Consider the following 20,248-nt stretch of genomic DNA (forward strand, 5'->3'; position numbering starts at 1 on the left):
AGCGGCCCCGCCTTCGCGGGGCGACGGTCAGTTTGTGCCTCGCTTGAGGCCTTCGCGCAACCTCGTCAGCCCGGATAGGGCGCCTCCTTCAGCAGCCGCGCGAGATGCGCGGCGTTGGCGGCGACCATCTTCGCGGTTTCGTTGACCTTGCGCGGGCGGTGGTCGAGGTCCTTGAAATCGACCGACCCCATCGCCTCGCCGACCCAATAGCAGGCCGCGACCGCGGGGATCGTCCAGCCGACGTCGTTTAGCGCCTGGAAGATCTGCGACGCGACATTGTGCGCGCCATCCTCGTTGCCGACGATCGCGGCGACCGCGACCTTCGAATAGCTCGGCATCCGGCCCTTGTCGTCGGTCTCGGAGAGGAAGGCGTCCATCCGCTCCATCACGAGCTTGGCGACGCTTGATGCCTGTCCCATCCAGATCGGCGTGCCGAAGATCAATATATCGGCGGCGAGTATCTGTTCGCGGATTCGCGGCCAGTCGTCGCCTTCGCCTTCGTCCGATTTGACGCCCCATTTGATGCTGTGCGCGGCGATGCGGATCGGGTCCGCGACCGACACGTCGTGCGCGGCGAAATGTTCGGCGAGCACCGCGAGCATCGCGTCGGTCGAGCTTTTCCGTCCGCGGCTTGAGAGAGAGCAGTTGATGGCGGTGGCGGTGAGGGGGGCGGCCATGATGCCTCCTTTGCGGGTTAGTCCCCCGCTTGAAAAAGCCGCGCCGCCGCGCTCAGGTTCCTTGGCGCACCATGAAAATGTCGCCGCCGAGGCTGACGAGAAACAGATTGCCCGCGCTGTCCTCGCCGAAGGAGGCGATCGAGTTCAGCGTCCCCGCGTCGGGCACGAAATCCTCGTTCCGCCGCGCGAAACGCGATGAGGCGAGCGTCTGGCCGGGGACAAGGCTGGAAAATGGGACTGTCCAGATATTGTCCGAGACGAAGTCGGCGAAGACATATTGACCCTGAAGCGAGGTCACCGGGCCGCGATAGACATAGCCGCCGGTGATCGAATTGCCCTGCCGCGGACCGTCGCCGTGACCATATTCGGCGACCGGATCGATCAGGCCGCCGGGCGGCGCGCCGGTATAGGACCGGGTGCCTTCCCTGAACCGCCAGCCGAAATTGAGGCCCGGCTGGGTGGTCGTCACCATATCGATTTCTTCGACCGCACCCTGGCCGACGTCACCTATGATCAGGGTCGATCCCGAGAAGGAAAAACGGAACGGATTGCGCAAGCCGGTCGCGTAGACATAGCGGTCGCCGCCGCCAGCCAGATAGGGATTGCCCGGGGCGGGCGCCAGGAAACCCTCATCGCTGGGAACCGATGCACCCGCATAGGGGTCTTCGACCACCCGGATCCGCAATATCTTGCCGAGCCGCGAATCGGGATTCTGGGCATTGTTGCCGGGGTCGCCAACGCCACCGCCATCGCCCACCCCGACATAGAGCAAGCCGTCGGGACCAAAGGCCATCGCGCCGCCATTGTGGTTGTTCGCCCCGGGATGCGGTATCGTAAGCCTCGCCAACACACGGGGCGATCCAGAGAGGCTTCCATATTCGCGAATCTCGATGTCACCGGAGGCATTGGTGCAATAGATCACGAAGCGATCCGAATTCGCCGGGTTGGGCAGCAGCGCCATGCCGAGCAGCCCGCGCTCGCCGTCGGTCGACAGATCGCCGATCGTGAAGAGCAGCGACTTCGCACCGGTCGAAGGGGTCAGGCGATAAACGCCCCCGGCCTTTTCCAGCACATAGACGTCGCCGCTGCCCGGAATGCCGAGAAGGAAGGTCGGCTGATTAAAGCCGGTGCCGACGCGCTGGACGGATATGCCTTCCTTCGAATTGCTCACCGTGACATTGATCGTCTGGCTGACGTCCGCTCTGCCGTCGCTGACGCTGAGCCGGACCGAATAGACATTGTCGCCGTCGGCATCCCCCGGAAGATCATAATCGGGAGCTGCGTTGAAGCGCAGCGCGCCGGCGGCGGTGATCGAAAAGCGCGCCGCGTCGGCGCCGCCGTCGATGGTGAAGGTTAACGCATCGCCGTCTGGATCGGTCGCCGTTGCCTGATAGGCGGCCGTGCTGTTTTCGGCGACGCTGGCGGTCTGGAGCGAGGTGAATGCTGGAGACCTGTTTGCGGCGGGGGGCGTTCCGCCATCGCTTCCACCTCCGCCGCAACCGGTCAGAACCAGCGAGGAGAGTAAATAGACGTGCATCCGCATGATCCAGAACACCTTTTCGCGATCTACGTCAGAGCAGGGTGACACTTGCCGGCGCAGCGCGCAAGCTCGGGTCTTGGCCGAAGGATCGGAAAAAGTGCGTCAGGCGGCCGCGTCGATTTCCTCGAAATCGTCGAGCTTGCCGAGCGCGTCGCGAGCGATCCGCTTCAGCGCGGACCGGTTGACCTGAAGACCTTTCGCGCCGCCGCCCGTCAATTCGTCGATGGTGAATGCGACCCGCGTGCGATCCGGCGCCAGTTCCTCGAAAGTGAACTTCAGCCCTGTCGTAAGTGCGCCGTCATCGACGCTGTAGATCAGATGTGCCTCACGCGGGATCTCCATCGCGACCGCGACCTTGACCTTGTATGCTTCGGGCCGTTCGTCGGGTACCAGCTTTTCGAACCCGGGCTCGCCCTTTTCGGCGACGAGTTCGTAGAGCCGCGTTGATCCGCCGTTGGTGACGAGCGGCAGGCCGGCGAAAGCGCCATCATCGCCGAACATCTTCGCGAACACTTCCTCGCGTGGTGCGGCGACGGTGCGTGTCTGGTTCACCAGTTCGATCATCTTGCCGCAGCCGGCGGCGAGCAGGGTCGCGGCCGCCAGAATCAGGATACGCACCATCGAACACCCTCCTCGCTCTCGTCCGCCCTTTAGCCGTGCCGGCTTACCAAAGCGTAATCGCGGCGCGGCGAAGGATAAATGTAAAGAGTGTTTGACAGTTCGGCACTGCGTCTGTAAAGAGATCTTGACAGGCGAAGGAATGCGCGTTGGAAAATCGGGTGCGCGAATATCGCGAAGGAGCGGGATGGAGCCAGGGCGAACTGGCCCGCCGGCTCGGTGTGTCGCGCCAGACGATCAACGCGGTCGAAACCGACAAATACGACCCCAGCCTGCCTCTCGCCCTGCGCATGGCCCGCCTGTTCGGGCTCGAAGTGCGCGAGCTGTTTATCGATCACTGGATTCCGGAGAATGAAGAATGAGCCATTCGACGATCGACGACCGGACACCGCGGTGGAAAAAGACGGCATTCAGCGCGCTTGTCGGCATGGCGTTCGGCGGGGGCAGCTTTTCGCTGCTGATGTGGCTCGCGGGCGAGGGGCTGCTCGTCGCCATGCAGCCTTCGCGCGTGGCGTTGGCGGGTGTGGGGCTGGTCTATCTCCTGGCCACCGTGATGATCGGCTTCGGCCTCGCCGTGCCGCGTGCCGGGGCGCGACTGCTCAATGTCGGCGATGCCGAGGAAATGGTCGACGACCGGCCCAAGCTGCTGCGCTCGGCGCTCTATATGGGATGGGCGGGCGTCACGCTCATGCTGGTCTCGCTCGCGCGGTCGCCCGGTTTCGCGGCCGGCCCGGTGGCACCCGCCGTCGCGCTCGCGGCACTGGCGGTCCTGCTCGTGGTAAGCCTCGCGTCGTTCCGCTGGCTCCGCGTCTATGACGAGTTCGACCGGCAGCTCGGGCTGGAGGGCGGTTCATGGGCCTTTTTGATCGCCCGCGCGATCCTCCTGCCCTGGGGGGCGCTCGACGCGCTCGGCTGGAACGCGTCGCTTTCGCCGATCGACGTCATCGCGGTGCTTGCGGCTTCGCTGATCGGCGGCAGCTTCGTAGCGGTCGGCAAGCGCGGCATGATGGTGCGCTAACCGCCATCCGGATCGGGGGTTTCGGGCAGCGGCGTCACCTGAGCATAGACCAGCCGCCAGCCGCCGTCGCGCCACAGCCAGTGATCGGCAAAGCGATGGCGATCGACGAAGGGGGCGCCATCGGCCGTGCCGCGCAATTCGTTGGTCGCGGCCAGCAGCGCGCTATTGCCTGAGATAATCCAGCGCGCTTCGCTCGCACGGAAGGGTTCGATGCGAATTGCGGGTGCCGTCAGCGCGCCGATGAAAGCCGCTTTGTCGCCCTTTGCGCCGCTACCGCGAACCCAGAGAAAATCCTCCGCGATCAGCCGTTCAAGCGCTGCTTCATCCTTTGCCGCAATCGCCGCGTCGAGCGCCGAAGCTGCCTCGCGATAGCCCGCTGGAGTGGTCGCAGGTTCCGCCCGATCGTTCGCGGGGGCGCACGCGGCCGCCAGAAGAAACGTCGTCGCCGCCATATGGAGCCGCTTCACCAACTGTCTCTCCTCCTCGCGCGTCTGCAAAGGCTTGCCCGGGCTTGCCACCGCGCGCAACTACGTCGGGGGTAAGCGGGCAGGGCTCGGCGGGCAAGCGCATAAGCAAAAAGGGGCGCCCGGTTCCCCCGAACCGGACGCCCCGCTACAAAGCCCCCTGTTGGTCAGGCGCTGTAGTACATGTCGAACTCGACCGGGCTCGGCGTCTGCTCGAAGCGGTAAACCTCGTCCCACTTCAGCTCGACATAGGCCTCGATCTGGTCCTTGCTGAACACGTCGCCCTTCAGGAGGAAGTCGTGGTCGGCCATCAGGCTGTCGAGCGCCTCGCGAAGCGAGCCGCACACGGTCGGGACTTCCGAGAGTTCCTCGGGCGGCAGGTCGTAGAGGTTCTTGTCCATCGCATCGCCGGGGTGGATCTTGTTCTGGATTCCATCGAGCCCCGCCATCAGCAGCGCCGAATAGCAGAGATAGGGGTTTGCCATTGCGTCGGGGAAGCGGAACTCGACGCGCTTCGCCTTGGCCCCCGCACCGTAAGGGATGCGGCACGAGGCAGAGCGGTTGCGCGACGAATAAGCGAGCAGCACCGGCGCTTCGAAGCCCGGGACGAGGCGCTTATAGCTATTCGTAGTCGGGTTGGTGAAGGCGTTCAAGGCCTTGGCGTGCTTGATCACGCCGCCGATGAAATAGAGGCACATGTCCGAAAGGCCGGCATAGCCGTTGCCGGCGAAGAGCGGCTTGCCCTTTTCCCAGATCGAGATGTGCGTGTGCATGCCGCTGCCGTTATCGTCCTTGATCGGCTTCGGCATGAAGGTCGCGGTCTTGCCATAGGCATGCGCGACCTGATGAACCACGTACTTGTAGATCTGCATGCGGTCGGCGGTTTCGGTGAGGGTGCCGAAGGTCAGGCCGAGTTCGTGCTGCGCCGCAGCGACTTCATGGTGATGCTTGTCGCAGGGCAGGCCCATTTCGAGCATCGTGGAGACCATTTCGGCGCGGATATCGACTGCGCTGTCGACCGGCGCGACCGGGAAGTAACCCCCCTTGGCGCGCGGACGGTGCGCGAGGTTGCCGCCTTCATAGCTGCGGCCGGTGTTGGTCGGCAGTTCGATGTCGTCGATCTCGAAGCCCGACTTGTTGTAGCTGGTTTCGAAACGCACGTCGTCGAACATGAAGAATTCGGCTTCGGGGCCGACATAGACGGTGTCGCCGATGCCGGTCGAGGCGACATAAGCCTCGGCGCGCTTCGCCGTGGTGCGCGGGTCGCGGGCATAGCCTTCGCCGGTCGACGGCTCGACGATGTCGCAGAACATCACGAGCATCGGAGTGGCCGAGAAGGGATCGTCATAGACCGCGTCGAGGTCGGGCTTCAGGATCATGTCCGACTCGTTGATCGCTTTCCAGCCTTCGATCGACGAACCGTCGAACATCAGCCCGTCTTCGAGTTCGTCCTCTCCGAGGACCGAGGCGACCATGGTCAGGTGCTGCCATTTGCCCTTGGGGTCGGTGAAACGCAGATCGACCCACTCGATGTCGTTTTCCTTGATCCGCGCGATGATGTCCTTGGGCTTCGTAGCCATGGTCTATGCTTCCTTCTTGCGAAATGATCCGGCGTGCCGGGAATTATCGGGTTTCTGAAAATATGAGGGGCTAAAGCGCATCCTCGTTGCGTTCGCCGGTGCGAATGCGGAGCGCGGTCTCGACCGGGATGACGAAGATCTTGCCATCGCCGATCCGGCCGGTCTGCGCGGCCGCGGCGATTGCTTCCACGACGCGCTCCGCCATCGAGTCCTCGACGATGACCTCGAGCTTCACCTTGGGCAGAAAGTCGACGACATATTCGGCGCCGCGATAAAGTTCGGTGTGACCTTTTTGCCGGCCGAAGCCCTTGGCTTCGGTTACGGTGATACCGCTGACACCCACTTCGTGCAGCGCTTCCTTCACTTCGTCGAGCTTGAACGGCTTGATGATCGCCTCAATCTTCTTCACGCTTCTCGTCCCCCTTTGGGCTGGTCGCCGCTTTCGCGCGTCAAGCCGGATCAGGCCTGCCTGTCCGGTCTGCCGTCGAGTCGGTGCGGTGTCCCGCCATCTTGCACCAATCAAAAGCCGTGCCAATTGGCGAATCGCGGGGATTTGGTAAGAATTTTGAAAGGAAATGAGGCCGCTGCCCAAGGCGTGAGCAACAGCTTTATCCGGGTGCCTAAAATTTGGGCAATCAGCGTCCCATGGGCGCCGACGCGTCGGGCAGATTGGCCTTGGTCCAGTTCGACCGGTCGATGACATAGGCGCGCAACGCTTCCGCATCGGTGGGGCTCAGCACGTTGGCGAAGCTCACCATGCCGCGGTCCTTGAGTGCCCCGCCGATGATGACCGATTTCCACGCATCGGCGCTGGCCAGCGTGCCCGAGACGCGCAGGTCGGGGGTGAAGCCGTTGCCGATCGCGCTGTCGCCGTGACAGACGATACAATAGCGCCCGAAATGCGCCTTGCCCACCGCGACTTGAGCGGGCGTGCCGAACTGCGGCGGCGGGTTCCAGGCGAGCGCCGCCGAGGCGGGCGCGGCGGGGAGTTTTACCGTCCCGTCGATCTTCATTACGACGAGGCGGGGGATATTGGGCACCTTGCGCGTCACACCGCCCGCAACCCCGGCGACGAGCGGAAAGGCGCCGCCCTTGCTCGTCTGGAAGGCGACATATTGGACGCCGCCGACGCGGAAGGTCGAGGGCGCGCTGACGATCCCCGACTGCATGTCGAGGTCGAGCAATTGCTTGCCGGTGTCGGCGGCATAGGCACGGAAGCGACCGGTGCTCGTCCCCTGGAAAACGAGATTGCCCGCGGTCGTCATCGTGCCGCCGTTCCACGCCGCGGGATAGTCGACGCCCCACGCGACCTTGCCCGTGCGCGGGTCGAAGGCGACGAGGCGGCCGGTCGTGGCCGCGACCGCGGCGCGGAACGCCGCCTTGTCATCGGGCAGCAGCGTCCCGGTGAGCGAGGTGCCGACGTTGAAGCCGAGCACCTTGCGGCGATCGAGTTCGTTCATGTCGGCGAGATAGCCCTGCGGGATCTGTTGTGCCGGGATATAGACGAGCCCCGTCGCGGGGTTGTAGCTCATCGGATGCCAGTTGTGCGCACCGAGTGCGCCGGGGATCGCGATGAAAGGCTTGCCGGTCTTGTAGAAGCGCGCCTCGGGATTCTCGACCGGGCGACCGGTCGCCATGTCGTAGCCGGTGGCCCAGTTGATCCCGTCGACGAAGGGTTTGGCATCGATCAGCTTGCCGTTCGTACGGTCGATCGTGAAGAAGAAGCCGTTCTTGGGCGCATGGTACAGCACCTTGGTCGGCTTGCCGTCCACCGCCTGCTCGGCGAGGATGATCGGCTGGGTTGCGGTATAGTCCCACGTCTCTGCCGGGGTCTCTTGATAATGCCATTTGTAGGCACCGGTCGATGCGTCGAGCGCGACGATCGAGGAGAGGAACCAGTTGTCGCCCTCGCCGTTCGAGCGCGTGCCATGGTTCCAGGGATTGCCATTGCCGACGCCCAAATAGACCTGGTCGAGATCCTTGTCATAGACGATCGCGTCCCACACGGTGCCGCCGCCGCCCGAGGTCTGCCACTCGCCCTCGTCGGACCAGGTCGCATTGCCCTTGCTCGCGAAGATGTCGTCGGAGGCAGCGCCGTCCTTCGCCTTGGTCGGGTTCGGCGCGGTGTAGAAGCGCCAGCGCTCCTTGCCGGTGTCGGCGTCGTAGGCGGTGACATAGCCGCGCACGCCGAATTCGGCGCCGCCGTTGCCGATCAGAACCATGTCCTTCACGACGCGTGGCGCGCCGGTGATCGTATAGGGCTTGCGCTTGTCGAAGGTCTGCGTCGACCAGATTTGCGTGCCGGTCTTGCGGTCGAGCGCGATCAGCCGGCCGTCGAGCGTCGCAAAGATGACCTTGTCGCCCCAGACGGCAACGCCGCGATTGACGACGTCGCAGCAAGCCGAAACCGCGCGCTCACCGGGCACCTCGGGGTCGAATTTCCACAGCGATTTGCCGGTCGCGGCGTCCCACGCGCTGACTTTCGACCATGCGTGGGTGACGTACATGACGCCGTCGACGACGACGGGCGTCGCTTCCTGCCCGCGCGCATCGTCGAGGTCGGCGAACCAGGCGATGCCGAGCTCGCCCACATTCTTGTCGTTGATGTCGGTCAGCGGGCTGAAGCGTTGCTCGTCATAGCTATAGCCGATGGCGCCCCAGTCATCGCCGCTGCCGCCGGTCTTGAGCAGGGTCTCGCTGGCTTTTTCGGCCGCGTCGAGCGATCCGCCCGACAGGCTCTCATTCTTCGATGCGTTGCATGAAGCCAATGCCAGTGCCGCGCAGCCCAGCAGCGCGGCCGTCCAGACCCGTTTCGCCATCTCGCTCTCCCTGTACGCCTATCGTTGACGTTAACGTCAAGACTGCGCCTGCGATGACGGAATGGCAAGCGGGAAAGTCGCGGGCTGGCGTTACTGCCAGGGCGGCGCGTTCAGGCCCTTGGGGCTGGCGGTGAAGATTTCGCAGCCGGTTTCGGTGATGCCGATGCTGTGTTCGAACTGTGCCGAGAGCGAACGGTCGCGGGTGACCGCGGTCCAGCCGTCACTCAGCATCTTCACCGCATATTTGCCGGTGTTGATCATCGGCTCGATCGTGAAGAACATGCCGGGGCGGAGTTCGGGGCCCGTGCCGGGGCGGCCGGCGTGGACCACTTCGGGCGCGTCGTGGAACATCTGGCCGAGGCCGTGGCCGCAGAAATCGCGGACGACCGAATAGCGATGCTTTTCGGCGTGGGTCTGGATCGCGTGCGCGACGTCGCCCATGCGGTTGCCGGGCTTCGCCTGCTCGATGCCGAGCATCAGGCATTCGTAAGTGACTTCGACGAGGCGCTTCGCCTTTACGCCCACGTCGCCGACCAGATACATGCGACTGGTATCGCCGTGCCAGCCGTCGACGATGCTCGTGACGTCGATGTTGACGATATCGCCCTCGCGCACCGGCTTGTCGTCGGGAATGCCGTGGCAGACGACATGGTTGATGCTGGTGCAGCAGCTATGTGTGAAACCGCGGTAGCCCAATGTCGCGGGAATGCCGCCGCCATCGAGCATCATCGTGCGGACGAGGTCGTCGATTTCGGCCGTGGTCACGCCGGGCTGAACGAAGGGAACGAGCGCGTCGAGGATTTCGGCCGAAAGGCGGCCCGCCTTGCGCATCCCGGCAAAGCCCGCCTCGTCGTGGAGCTTGATCGTGCCATCGCGAACGCGGGCGGGCGCCGATGCTTCGTCGGCGGTTACGGTGACATAGTCGTACATAAAAGGGGATATAGGCGATGTGGCGCCGAATTGCGAGGGCAGTAAGCCCCTCCCGCCTGCGGGCGGGGTTTGGGGTGGGCAAGCACCGTTGCAGGACCCACCCCGCTGCGACTGGCGGGCAAGCCCGCAAGTCTCGCTACCCCTCCCGCAAGCGGGAGGGGAGCTAGTTACTCCGCCGCCTTCTTGGCCTTGTCGGCTTTCGGTTTGCCCTTGCCGGCCTTGGGCGCGGCGGGGGTGATTTCAAAGGCGAGCGGATTGCCGACATGGGCGTCCTCGCCGGTCTTCATCTTCACCTTGACCTCGCCGCCATGGACGAGCTTGCCGAAGAGCAGTTCCTCGGCAAGCGGCTGCTTGATCTTCTCCTGGATCAGGCGGCCCATCGGACGCGCGCCATAGAGCTTGTCATAGCCCTTGCCGGTCAGCCATTCGCGCGCCGCCTCGTCGAGCTGGATGTGGACGTTGCGGTCGGCAAGCTGCAGCTCGAGTTCGAGGATGAACTTGTCGACGACGCGCGCGACCACTTCGGGCGGCAGGTAGCCGAAAGGCACGATCGCATCGAGGCGGTTGCGGAATTCGGGGGTGAACATGCGCTTCACCGCCTCTTCCTGCACATCCTCGCGCGTCGACTGGCCGAAACCGATCGACTCGCGCGCCATGTCGCTCGCGCCCGCGTTGGTCGTCATGATCAGGATGACGTTGCGGAAATCGACCGTCTTGCCGTGGTGGTCGGTCAGGCGGCCGTTATCCATCACCTGCAACAGAATGTTGAAAAGGTCGGGATGCGCCTTTTCGATCTCGTCGAGCAGCAGCACGCAATGCGGGTTCTGGTCGATCGCATCGGTGAGCAGACCGCCCTGATCGTAACCGACATAGCCTGGAGGCGCGCCGATCAGGCGGCTGACCGAATGGCGCTCCATATATTCGGACATGTCGAAACGCTGGAGCGGGATGCCCATGATCGACGCGAGCTGCTTCGCGACCTCGGTCTTGCCGACGCCGGTCGGGCCCGAGAAGAGATAGTTGCCGATCGGCTTCTCGGGGTCGCGGAGGCCCGCGCGCGACAGCTTGATCGCCGACGACAGCACCTCGATCGCGGTGTTCTGGCCGAACACGACGCGCTTCAAATCGGTCTCGAGGCTGGCGAGCGTCGCCTTGTCATCGGTCGACACCGACTTGGGCGGAATGCGCGCCATTGTTGCGATAACCGCCTCGATCTCCTTCGCGGTGATCGTCTTTTTGCGCTTCGACGGGGCGACGAGCATCTGCATCGCGCCGACCTCGTCGATCACGTCGATCGCCTTGTCGGGCAGCTTGCGGTCGTTGATATAGCGCGCCGACAGGTCGACCGCGGCGTTGATCGCGTCGGGTGTATAGCGCACCTGATGATGCGCCTCGAACGCGCTGCGCAGACCCGCGAGGATTTTCTTGGTATCCTCGAGGCTCGGCTCGATCACGTCGATCTTCTGGAAGCGGCGGAGCAGCGCGCGATCCTTTTCGAAATGGTTGCGGAACTCCTTGTAGGTCGTCGAGCCGATACAGCGGATCACGCCGCCCGACAGCGCGGGTTTCAAGAGGTTCGAAGCGTCCATCGCGCCGCCCGACGTCGCGCCCGCGCCGATGACGGTGTGGATTTCGTCGATGAACAGGATCGCGTGCGGCAGGCCTTCGAGTTCGGTGACCACCTGCTTCAGCCGCTCCTCGAAATCGCCGCGATAGCGCGTGCCCGCGAGCAGCGCGCCCATGTCGAGCGAATAGATGACCGCGGGCAGCAGAACCTCGGGCACGTCGCCTTCGATGATCTTGCGCGCGAGGCCTTCGGCGATCGCGGTCTTGCCGACGCCGGGATCGCCGACATAGAGCGGGTTGTTCTTGCTGCGGCGGCAGAGGATCTGGATCGTGCGGTCGACCTCGGCGCTGCGGCCGATCAGCGGGTCGACCTTGCCGCCCTTGGCTTTCTCATTGAGGTTGACGGTGAACTGGTCGAGCGCGGTTTCCTTCTTCGACTTGCCTTCGCTCTTGTCCTTCGTCTCTTCCTTTTCCTCGGGCTCGGCCTGCGGCGAAGGCTTGCCGCCCTTGCCGACGCCGTGGCTGAGGTAGGAGACCGCATCGAGGCGCGTCAGATCCTGCTGCTGGAGGAAATAGACGGCATAGCTCTCGCGTTCGGAGAAGAGCGCGACGAGGACGTTGGCGCCAGTCACCTCATCCTTGCCCGACGACTGGACGTGCAGGATCGCGCGCTGGACGACGCGCTGAAAGCCGCTGGTGGGGGAGGGGTCGCTGTGCCCCTCGACCTTCAGGCTGTCGAGTTCGGTGTCGAGATAATGGACCACCGCCGACTGGAGGTCGTCGAGTGCGACGCCGCACGCGCGCATCACTTCGGCGGCATGATCGTCGTCGATCAGCGCGAAGAGCAGATGCTCGAGCGTCGCATATTCGTGATGGCGCTCCGAAGCAGCCTTCAGCGCGTTATGGAGGGTCTTTTCGAGGCTTTCCGAAAAGGACGGCATGGTCATTCATCTCCTTGCGGGGACCAGGCCGGGGAGATGGCGGCCCCCTTAGAAATGCAACGTGGCGATGCCGCCGCCCCACCGCAAGGGAAAAGCGGTCGGCTTTGTGAAATTACGATGACGGGGTTGTCTTATGGTTAACGGGGCGTTGCGATTTTGGCATCGTGGAGGGGGTGTATCGGGATCGGACAAAGCTTCAGCCGCTTGAAGCGCGACGCCGAACCACAAATACCAGCCAAAGAATGAGAGTGGCGGCAAATATCCCGACGATCTGCGCAGCATCGATGAGAAGCCCGCCAGGCCAATAGCCGGGAGGTGATTGTAAGCCGGCTCCCAAAGCAAACAGCCCAAGGAACACGAGGCAGGTGGCCGCATGGACGAGCAGAGAAGTTTTCCAGCTGTCGCGAGCCTTTTTTATCAGAATCAGAGGCCCGAGCATGAAGCCGAGCAAAATCAGCGTACCCGGCCAATATTCAAGCATCTCGCTCACGGGTCATCCTCGCTCACCCGCCCGGTCGACCATATCCATAAAGTCGCGCGCCATATTGCGCTCGTCTTCGTCCTTGAACGCGACATCGAGGTCGGGCGCGACGCCGAGCATGTACATCAATGCCCACAGCGCGAAGCGGCGGCCGGGGTTGGTTTCGAGGCCGAAGTCGACGCGCATGCGTTCGGTGCCCGCGGCGTGCGCTTCGGGGTGGATCGCTGCGATGTCGGCGGTACCGAAATAGCGGCGGAGCTGGTCGTCGAAATCCATGCCGCCCTTTTTGGCGCCTTAGTCCCGCTTGGCAAGGTTACGCGGCAAAATCGGGCGATCCGAAGACCCGCCCGGTTGTCTTTGCCCAAGCGCCCCGATAGGGCGGCCAGCGTGAAGACCAGCATCGACATCGGGACCGACACCGCGGGGCAGGGCGTGCGCATCGACGTGCAGGAACTGCTCGCGACGCGGCTGCTCGTGCAGGGCAATTCGGGGTCGGGCAAGTCGCACCTTTTGCGCCGCATCCTCGAGGAAAGCGCCGAGCTGGTGCAGCAGATCGTGATCGATCCCGAGGGCGATTTCGTGACGCTCGCCGACGCGTACAGCCATGTCGTGATCAACGGCGGCGATTACAACGAGCGTGAGATCGCGGCGATGGGCGCGCGCATCCGCGAACATCGCGCGTCGATCATCCTCAGCCTCGAATCGCTCGATATCGAGGCGCAGATGACGTGCGCCGCGGCGTTCCTCAACGCGCTGTTCGACGCGCCGCGTGAGCATTGGTTTCCCGTGCTCGTGGTGGTCGACGAGGCGCAGATGTTCGCGCCGAGCGTCGCGGGCGACGTCGCCGACAATGTTCGCCGCGCGAGCCTGGGCGCGATGACGAACCTGATGTGCCGCGGGCGCAAGCGCGGGCTCGCGGGCGCGATCGCGACGCAGCGGCTTGCCAAGCTCGCGAAGAATGTCGCCGCCGAGGCGAGCAATTTCCTGATGGGGCGCACCTTCCTCGACATCGACATGGCGCGTGCCGCCGACCTGCTCGGCATGGAGCGACGACAGGCCGAGACGATCCGCGACCTCGAACGCGGGCATTTCCTCGGGCTCGGCCCCGCAATCTCGCGGCGGCCGATCGCGGTGCGGATCGGGTCGACGCAGACCTCGACGCGCATGGGGACGCACGGGCTGATGCCGCTTCCGCAAGCGGGCGGCGAGGATATGCGCTCGATGCTCTTCACCGAATTGGAAGCGCCGGCGCAGCCCCGCTTCTTTCCGCCCGAACCCGAACCGGTCGCGGCCAGCGAAGTGCTGGAGCGGATCGCCGCGAGCGAGGGGCTGCACGAGGATGTCGATGCGCCGCCGGTGCTCGATATCCTCGAAGCGGTCGAGGAAGCCGAGCAGGGCGACGCGGTGGTGATCGCGACATTGCAGGACATGCTTTCGGATCCCGACTGCGCCTTCCAGCCCGAATCCTTCCTCTATCAGGATTTTTCGGTGCGCTGCCGGATGCAGAAGCTGAAGAAGGTGCCGCTCGATCTCGCCGCTTTCCGCCGCCGCTTCGCTTTGGCCAAGGGCGGGGTGTTCGACCCCGCCGAGCCGCGCTGGCGCGAGATGCTGGCCGTCGCCGACCGGCTGCCGCACGACATGTTCGCGCCCTTCCTGCAGATTGCGCGCGCCGCGATGGAAGGCGAGCCCTGTCCCGACGACGAGATCCTCGGCCGCGCCTATGGCAGCCGCTCGCCCGGACGCATCCGCCGCCTCGTCGAATATATGGAAAAGCAGGGGGTGATTGTCGTGCGCGCCGATTTCGGCGGGCGACGCTCGATCGGTATTCCCGAACTCGGGCTCAGCACCGAAGCCGAATAGCTAAGTCTTCCGGAACAGCGCCTCGGCCGCCGCCTTCTGGCTCGTCGCCGCGGCGCGGTGCGCCTTGATCCGCGCGATCTCGCCTTCCAGAGCGGCGATGCGGTCGTCGAGTTCGTCGACCGACAGCGGATCGAGCGGCTGTCTGGTCAGCGCCGTCAACACATCGTCGCGGCGGCGGGGAAGGTCGTCATCGTCCATGGCGCATCCTCCTGGTCCCTGGGTTCAAGCCCTAAGGGGCTAATAAGGCGCGCGACTGTTGACCCGTGTCGCCGCACTGTCAATAAGGCGGCGCAGGGGTGATGGAACCGGGACCAGTGGGGGAATGAAGTGACCAGCGTGCCAGCAGAAATGACCGCCATCGCCATCAGTGCGCCGGGCGGGCCCGAAATGTTGCGGCCCGAAACGCGGCCGGTGCCGCAGCCGGGGCCGGGTGAGGTGCTGATCCGCGTCGCCGCGGCGGGGGTGAACCGCCCCGATGTGCTGCAGCGTATGGGTTTCTACCCGCCGCCGCCGGGTGCGTCGGACCTGCCGGGGCTCGAGATCGCAGGGGTAATCGCGGCGGTCGGTCCGGCGGGCGATCCCGAACTGCTGGGGCAGGCGGTGTGCGCGCTCGTCGCGGGCGGCGGCTACGCCGAATATTGCACCGCGCCGGTCGGCAGCTGCCTGCCAGTTCCAAAGGGTTTTTCGATGGCGGAGGCGGCGGCGCTGCCCGAGACCATCTTCACCGTGTGGCATAATCTCTTCGAGCGCGCTTATGTGCGCGAAGGCGAAACGGTGCTGGTCCATGGCGGTACCAGCGGCATCGGGACGACCGCGATCGGGCTGTGCAAATTGTTCGACATCAAGGTGATTGTGACCTGCGGCAGCGCCGACAAATGTGCCGCCGCGACCGCCCTTGGCGCCGACCTGGCCGTCGACTATTCGAGCGAGGATTATGTCGAGGCGGTCAAGGCCTTCACCGGCGGCCGCGGCGCCCATGTCGTGCTCGACATGGTCGGCGGCGACTATGTGCCGCGCAACCTCGAGTGCCTGGCCGACGACGGCCGTCATGTGACGATCGCCTTCCAGCGCGGCGCGAAGGTCGAGATCGACATATCGCAGGTCATGCGCCGCCGGCTGACGCTGACCGGGTCAACGCTGCGTGCGCGGAGCGCCGAGTTCAAGGCGGCGCTTGCCGACGAGATTCACGGCACGCTCTGGCCGCGGCTCGCCGAGGGCGCGTGGAAGCCCGCGATGGATCAGAGCTTCGCGCTGACCGAGGCCGCCGCGGCGCATGAGCGGATGCAGGCGGGCGCGCATGTGGGGAAGATCGTGCTCCTCGTGGGATGAGCCGAGGGAACGACCCGCACTTTTCGGCGGTTGGGAAACGGGGGGCAATCAAGAGGATGATCTTTCCGAATGAACATGCGTAATCTTTTGTTTCCCGTTACAAGCCTTGCTCTTGCTCTCGCTGCTTGTTCGCAGCCATCCCAGACCGAAACGTCGCCGACCGGATCCGCCGACGACCCCAAGGCGGCCGAGGCGCCGCCGCCTCCGATCAAACCGACCGACGTTCCGACACGCGGGGGCGACGGCTCGCCGATCGAGCTGACCACGCTGACCGAGGCCGACGTCAGCGGCGCCAAGCTGAAGGGCGAACTCGCGTGCAGCTTCGCCGATGACGAAGGCGCGCAGCCGATCCTGCTCGCACAGGGTGACGTCGCGTCGGAGGAGCCGTCGCGCGGCATCGTCAAGGTTGGCGAGTCGATTGAGACGGTCTCCGCCAATGGCGGTTTCGATGCGATGGCGAAGGGAACGAAATTCTACGCGAAGGGGCTGGAGCTTCGCGTCGCGCTGACGGGCCCGGCGCAGGGCGAGGGTGAATCGCCGCCGCGCCCCGCGACGCTGACCGCCGATCGTGCCGACGGCGCGCGGCGCGTCTTCGCCGGGCTCTGGCAGTGCGGTCCGTAGGCGCGCCGCGGCCCGGGGCGCCGACGCGATAGCGGTCAGGCGGCCACGCTTTCGTCCATTCCCGCGATCATCCGATCCACCAGCGCGTCGACGGCGACTTCGGCGGCGGCGATCGATTGTGCAAGGCGGGCATCGGCGAACTCGTCATATTCAATCGCGATCGAGGTGGTGTCGCGAAGGCCGATATAGGCGAGGGGTGCTTTCAGGCCGGCTTCGACGAAATTGACATCTGCCTGGCGCCCGCCGGCATCATAGCCGTAATCGCCGCGCGCGCCGAGGACGACCAGCCGTTTTCCCGAAGGCAGCATCGGCCAATAGGGCTCGCCGTCGCGTTTCCGGTCGAAACCGAAAGTGACGCCGACGCGCACGATATTGTCTACCCAGGCCTTCAACGGCGCCGGCATGCCGAAATTATACATCGGTGCCCCGACGACGAGGAGATCGGCCGCCACGAGCTCGGCGATCAGCGTGTCGCTTTCGGCCAGCCGGGCGCGCTGGTCGTCGCTGCGCTTTTCGGGCGGCGAGAAGGCGGCGGCGATCCATTCGGCGTCGACATGCGATGGCGGGACCGCGCCGACATCGCGGTAGGCGACGCGGTCTTGCGGCCGCGCGTCCGACCATCGGCGCACGAACCGCTCGCTCAAACGCCGGCTGTGCGAGCCGTGCCGGTCCCGACCCGACAGGCCCGGCCGGGCGCTGGAATCGATGTGGAGTATGCGGAATGCTGGCGGTTCAGGAAGAGTCATGAGATAATCCAGTTCATTTGTTTTGATGACTGGATGAACCTATCTCTTTATAAACCATCCGGTCGAACGCGAATATCTCAGCCAATGGATCAAATTATCTCATCCATGATGCGAAACCGGAAACTTCCGCCGCTGGGTGCCTTGCGCGCATTCGAGGCTGCTGCGCGCCATCTCAGTTTTCGAAAGGCCGCGGACGAGCTTGGGGTGACGCCGACCGCGATCAGCCACCAGATCCGGTTGCTGGAGGATATATTGGGCTTCGTACTGTTCATTCGTCAGGTGCGGCAGGTCGCGCTGACCGAAGCGGGCGAACGGCTTTATCCGACATTGCGCGACGGCTTCGATATGTTCGAACGGGCGCTTGCCGATCTTGCGCCGGTTCCGCGTCGCGCGGCAGTCACATTGACCGCGACGATACAATTTACCGCGCGCAGGCTTCTGCCCGCGCTCGGTTCGTTTCGCGAACGCTTTCCCGAATTCGATCTGCGGCTGTATTCCTCCGATGAGCCTGTCGATCTGATCGCGGGGCAAGCCGATGTGGCGGTTCGATATGGCCGGGGTCCTTTCGACGGGCTGGTCGGCCAACCGCTTTTTTCGGAACGGTTCGGATTGCTTTGCAGCCCGAAGCTGAGCCTGTCCGGGCCGCAAGACCTTCTGCGCGCCACCTTGCTGCATGTCGAGTGGCGTCGGCCCGCGAACGCACCCGATTGGCGGCGATGGGCGCGGCTCGCCGGGGTGGACGGGCTGGCGGTCGACCAAGGGCCGCGTTTCAATTCGGACGATCATGCGCTGCAGGCCGCGGTCGCGGGGCATGGCGTCGCGATCGGCAGCCTGATCCTTGCCCGGCCCGAAATCGACGCGGGGTTGCTGGTGCACCCCTTTGGCCCCGTCATCGAGGGCGACAGCTATCAGATGCTCGCGACGCCGGCGAATATGGGCTGTGCCGATGTGCTCGCGGTCTGTGCCTGGCTCGCCGAATCGGTCGCAGGGCTCCCCCCTGCCGCCCACCCCTTGCCCGCAGCCTAAAACAGGTCTACATCGACCGCCGAACGGCCGCCCCGCGAGGGGCGGCCCTTATTATTTCCGCTTGGAGACTTTATCGTCATGGCCAATGCCAATCCGACCCCGCTGATGCCGCATGCGACCGCCGCCTGGCTGGTCGATAATACCGGGCTCACCTTCGGCCAGATCGCCGAATATTGCGGGATTCATATCCTCGAAGTGCAGGCGATCGCGGATGAGACCGCCGCGACCAAATATACCGGCCGCGACCCCGTTCGCGCGCACGAACTGTCGATGGAAGAGATCGAAAAGGGCCAGAAGGATCCCAATTACAAGCTCAAGATGAGCGTGCAGGCGCAGGACACGATTCGCCGCACCCGCGGCCCGCGCTACACGCCGGTCAGCAAGCGTCAGGACAAGCCCGACGGCATCGCCTGGATCCTGAAGAACCATCCCGAGGTTTCGGACGGCGCGATCGGCAAGCTGATCGGCACCACCCGCAACACGATCGGCGCGATCCGCGATCGCAGCCACTGGAACAGCGCGAATATCGTGCCCAAGGATCCGGTGACGCTCGGCCTCTGCTCGCAGCGCGAACTCGACGCGCTCGTCGCCAAGGCGGCGAAGAAGGCCGGCATCAAGGCGCCCGAAGACAGCCGCTTCGAGGGCGACCGTGAAGCGCTGCTCGAAGAGTTGCGCGCCGAACGCACAGCGGCCGCGGAAGCGCGCGCCGCCGAGGAAACCGAAACCGACGGCGAAGACTGAGGCATGGCGGGGACGGACGAGGACAATATCCCGGCGGCCAGCGGCTCGCCGGACGCCTCGCTCACCCAGGACGACAGCTTCACCGCGACGAGCCATGCCGGCCTCACCTATCCGTGGGGCGAGGCGGCGCCGGGGGCGGGCGAGACGATCCGCATCGCCGATGGCATCAGCTGGGCGCGCATCCCGATGCCGGGCTCGCTCGGCCATATCAACAGCTGGTTGCTCGACGACGCCGATGAGCGCGGCGACGGCATGGCGGTGGTCGACACGGGCATCTGCCTCACCATGTGTTCCGACGCGTGGAAGGCGCTCTATGCAGGCGCGCTCAAGGACCGGCGGATCACGCGCGTCATCGGTACGCATCTTCACCCCGATCACATCGGTCTCGCAGGCTGGATCGCGAAGAAACAGGGTGTGAAGCTATGGATGACGCGCGGCGAGATGCTGACCGCGCGTGCGATCGTTGCCGATTCGTCCGACTCCGCGCCCGACGAAGTGCTCGCGCAGTCGCGCGCCGCGGGCTGGGACGCGGCGGCGATCGAGGCGCAGCGCGAGCGCGGCTGGAACATGTTCCAGCGCATGATCTTTGCGCTGCCGCGTTCCTACGTACGGATCGCCGACGGACAGACGCTCGACATGGGCGCACACCGGTGGCGCGTCGTCACCGGATCGGGGCACAGTCCCGAGCACGCATGCCTGTGGAACGAGCGTGAGGGCGTGCTGGTGTCGGGCGATCAGGTATTGCCGCGGATCAGCTCGAACGTGTCGGTCAACATTACCGAGCCCGACGCCGACCCGCTCGGCGAATGGCTCGCATCGATCGACAAATTGCTTGCCACGGTGCCTGCTGACGTCACCGTTTGCCCCGCGCATGGCGAGCCGTTCAGGGGGCTGCACGTCCGCCTGATGGCGCTGCGCGACGAACATCGCATGCGGCTCTACAATCTGGCCGAAGCCGCGGCGAAGGCGCCGATGCGCGCGGTCGACAGCTTTCCGTTGCTCTTCAACCGCCCGATCGGCGAGCATAATCAGGGGCTGGCAACCGGCGAGGCGCTCGCGCACCTCAAGCGGCTCGAGGTCGAAGGGCGCGTGAAGCGCGAGGAGCGCGACGGCGTATGGTGGTACCACGGGGCGGCGTGAGGCCCACGGACCGGGCGTCGGCTTTGCGGTGATGAGCGGACGCTTTTCCAATATTGGTCATCCCGGACTTGATCCGGGATCCATGGCTTCAACGCTGCGAGAATGGATCCCGGATCAAGCCCGGGATGACGATATAAGGACGGCAACTCCC

Annotated in this window: 21 protein-coding genes; 8 read left to right on the top strand and 13 right to left on the bottom strand. The window is 64.9% G+C overall.

The features are described 5' to 3' along the window. Positions 1 to 65: 65 nt before the first annotated feature. The 3 genes from E5675_RS02950 to E5675_RS02960 all read right to left on the bottom strand — a co-directional run bounded on the left by E5675_RS02950 (position 66) and on the right by E5675_RS02960 (position 2,838). Positions 66 to 677 carry an NAD(P)H-dependent oxidoreductase gene (locus E5675_RS02950; RefSeq protein WP_136173270.1) on the bottom strand — a complete coding sequence of 204 codons (612 nt, stop codon included), beginning with the start codon at positions 675 to 677 and terminating at the stop codon, positions 66 to 68. A 52-nt stretch (positions 678 to 729) separates the two neighbouring features. After that, positions 730 to 2,214 (bottom strand): PQQ-dependent sugar dehydrogenase, encoded by a 1,485-nt coding sequence (locus E5675_RS02955; RefSeq protein WP_168707779.1) that lies wholly within the window; start codon positions 2,212 to 2,214, stop codon positions 730 to 732. A 105-nt stretch (positions 2,215 to 2,319) separates the two neighbouring features. Beyond that, the gene (locus tag E5675_RS02960) at positions 2,320 to 2,838 is read right to left on the bottom strand and encodes an SRPBCC family protein (RefSeq protein ID WP_136173272.1); all 519 of its coding nucleotides are present in this window, start codon (positions 2,836 to 2,838) and stop codon (positions 2,320 to 2,322) included. A gap of 146 nt (positions 2,839 to 2,984) precedes the next feature. On the opposite strand from E5675_RS02960, the gene E5675_RS02965 reads away from it, so the two are divergent. Together E5675_RS02965 and E5675_RS02970 are read left to right on the top strand one after the other, a co-directional pair. Continuing rightward, positions 2,985 to 3,197, top strand: a complete 213-nt coding sequence (locus E5675_RS02965) for a helix-turn-helix transcriptional regulator (RefSeq protein WP_136173273.1) — start codon at positions 2,985 to 2,987, stop codon at positions 3,195 to 3,197. Further along, positions 3,194 to 3,853, top strand: a complete 660-nt coding sequence (locus E5675_RS02970; RefSeq protein ID WP_136173274.1) for a hypothetical protein — start codon at positions 3,194 to 3,196, stop codon at positions 3,851 to 3,853. Before E5675_RS02965 ends, E5675_RS02970 begins: the two co-directional genes overlap by 4 nt. Here E5675_RS02970 and E5675_RS02975 read toward each other — a convergent pair. The 8 genes from E5675_RS02975 to E5675_RS03010 all read right to left on the bottom strand — a co-directional run bounded on the left by E5675_RS02975 (position 3,850) and on the right by E5675_RS03010 (position 12,910). Further along, on the bottom strand, positions 3,850 to 4,320 hold the full coding sequence (locus E5675_RS02975; RefSeq protein ID WP_136173275.1) for a nuclear transport factor 2 family protein: 471 nt from the start codon (positions 4,318 to 4,320) through the stop codon (positions 3,850 to 3,852). The two genes, E5675_RS02970 and E5675_RS02975, sit on opposite strands and share 4 nt — an antisense overlap. A gap of 164 nt (positions 4,321 to 4,484) precedes the next feature. After that, the gene (gene glnA, locus E5675_RS02980) at positions 4,485 to 5,897 is read right to left on the bottom strand and encodes a type I glutamate--ammonia ligase (RefSeq protein WP_136173276.1); all 1,413 of its coding nucleotides are present in this window, start codon (positions 5,895 to 5,897) and stop codon (positions 4,485 to 4,487) included. Between the two features lie 70 nt (positions 5,898 to 5,967). Next, positions 5,968 to 6,306, bottom strand: a complete 339-nt coding sequence (locus tag E5675_RS02985; RefSeq protein ID WP_037518110.1) for a P-II family nitrogen regulator — start codon at positions 6,304 to 6,306, stop codon at positions 5,968 to 5,970. Between the two features lie 226 nt (positions 6,307 to 6,532). After that, positions 6,533 to 8,716 (bottom strand): PQQ-dependent dehydrogenase, methanol/ethanol family, encoded by a 2,184-nt coding sequence (locus E5675_RS02990; protein WP_136173277.1) that lies wholly within the window; start codon positions 8,714 to 8,716, stop codon positions 6,533 to 6,535. A gap of 90 nt (positions 8,717 to 8,806) precedes the next feature. Continuing rightward, positions 8,807 to 9,646 carry a type I methionyl aminopeptidase gene (map, locus tag E5675_RS02995; protein ID WP_136173278.1) on the bottom strand — a complete coding sequence of 280 codons (840 nt, stop codon included), beginning with the start codon at positions 9,644 to 9,646 and terminating at the stop codon, positions 8,807 to 8,809. 167 nt (positions 9,647 to 9,813) lie between these two features. After that, positions 9,814 to 12,153: an ATP-dependent Clp protease ATP-binding subunit ClpA gene (clpA, locus tag E5675_RS03000; RefSeq protein WP_136176306.1), complete on the bottom strand. Its 2,340-nt coding sequence runs from the start codon at positions 12,151 to 12,153 to the stop codon at positions 9,814 to 9,816. A 196-nt stretch (positions 12,154 to 12,349) separates the two neighbouring features. Then, entirely contained in the window at positions 12,350 to 12,643 is a 294-nt protein-coding gene (locus E5675_RS03005; RefSeq protein WP_136173279.1) for a hypothetical protein, read from the bottom strand. Between the two features lie 3 nt (positions 12,644 to 12,646). After that, positions 12,647 to 12,910, bottom strand: a complete 264-nt coding sequence (locus tag E5675_RS03010) for a hypothetical protein (protein ID WP_136173280.1) — start codon at positions 12,908 to 12,910, stop codon at positions 12,647 to 12,649. Positions 12,911 to 13,021: 111 nt separating this feature from the next. Here E5675_RS03010 and E5675_RS03015 point away from each other — a divergent pair, with 111 nt between their 5' ends. Continuing rightward, a complete protein-coding gene (locus E5675_RS03015) occupies positions 13,022 to 14,494 on the top strand; it encodes an ATP-binding protein (RefSeq protein ID WP_136173281.1) in 1,473 nt (490 codons plus the stop codon). Here the strand turns inward: E5675_RS03015 and E5675_RS03020 are convergent, their stop codons facing one another. Then, a complete protein-coding gene (locus tag E5675_RS03020; protein WP_136173282.1) occupies positions 14,495 to 14,692 on the bottom strand; it encodes a DUF1192 domain-containing protein in 198 nt (65 codons plus the stop codon). It lies immediately after the preceding gene. 150 nt (positions 14,693 to 14,842) lie between these two features. Here E5675_RS03020 and E5675_RS03025 point away from each other — a divergent pair, with 150 nt between their 5' ends. Further along, a complete protein-coding gene (locus E5675_RS03025) occupies positions 14,843 to 15,823 on the top strand; it encodes an NAD(P)H-quinone oxidoreductase (RefSeq protein ID WP_247594757.1) in 981 nt (326 codons plus the stop codon). Between the two features lie 69 nt (positions 15,824 to 15,892). Beyond that, on the top strand, positions 15,893 to 16,444 hold the full coding sequence (locus E5675_RS03030; RefSeq protein ID WP_136173284.1) for a hypothetical protein: 552 nt from the start codon (positions 15,893 to 15,895) through the stop codon (positions 16,442 to 16,444). 35 nt (positions 16,445 to 16,479) lie between these two features. Here E5675_RS03030 and E5675_RS03035 read toward each other — a convergent pair whose 3' ends face one another. After that, positions 16,480 to 17,190, bottom strand: coding sequence for an NAD(P)H-dependent oxidoreductase (locus tag E5675_RS03035; RefSeq protein WP_136173285.1), 711 nt, complete (start codon positions 17,188 to 17,190; stop codon positions 16,480 to 16,482). A 105-nt stretch (positions 17,191 to 17,295) separates the two neighbouring features. Here E5675_RS03035 and E5675_RS03040 point away from each other — a divergent pair, with 105 nt between their 5' ends. The 3 genes from E5675_RS03040 (at position 17,296) to E5675_RS03050 (ending at position 20,097) form a co-directional block, all read left to right on the top strand. Next, entirely contained in the window at positions 17,296 to 18,216 is a 921-nt protein-coding gene (locus tag E5675_RS03040) for a LysR substrate-binding domain-containing protein (RefSeq protein ID WP_247594758.1), read from the top strand. A gap of 78 nt (positions 18,217 to 18,294) precedes the next feature. Further along, positions 18,295 to 18,957 carry a DUF1013 domain-containing protein gene (locus tag E5675_RS03045; RefSeq protein ID WP_247594759.1) on the top strand — a complete coding sequence of 221 codons (663 nt, stop codon included), beginning with the start codon at positions 18,295 to 18,297 and terminating at the stop codon, positions 18,955 to 18,957. 3 nt (positions 18,958 to 18,960) lie between these two features. Next, positions 18,961 to 20,097 (top strand): MBL fold metallo-hydrolase, encoded by a 1,137-nt coding sequence (locus E5675_RS03050; RefSeq protein ID WP_136173287.1) that lies wholly within the window; start codon positions 18,961 to 18,963, stop codon positions 20,095 to 20,097. The last annotated feature ends 151 nt before the right edge of the window (positions 20,098 to 20,248 follow it).

This window comes from Sphingopyxis sp. PAMC25046, assembly GCF_004795895.1.
Taxonomy (GTDB): domain Bacteria; phylum Pseudomonadota; class Alphaproteobacteria; order Sphingomonadales; family Sphingomonadaceae; genus Sphingopyxis.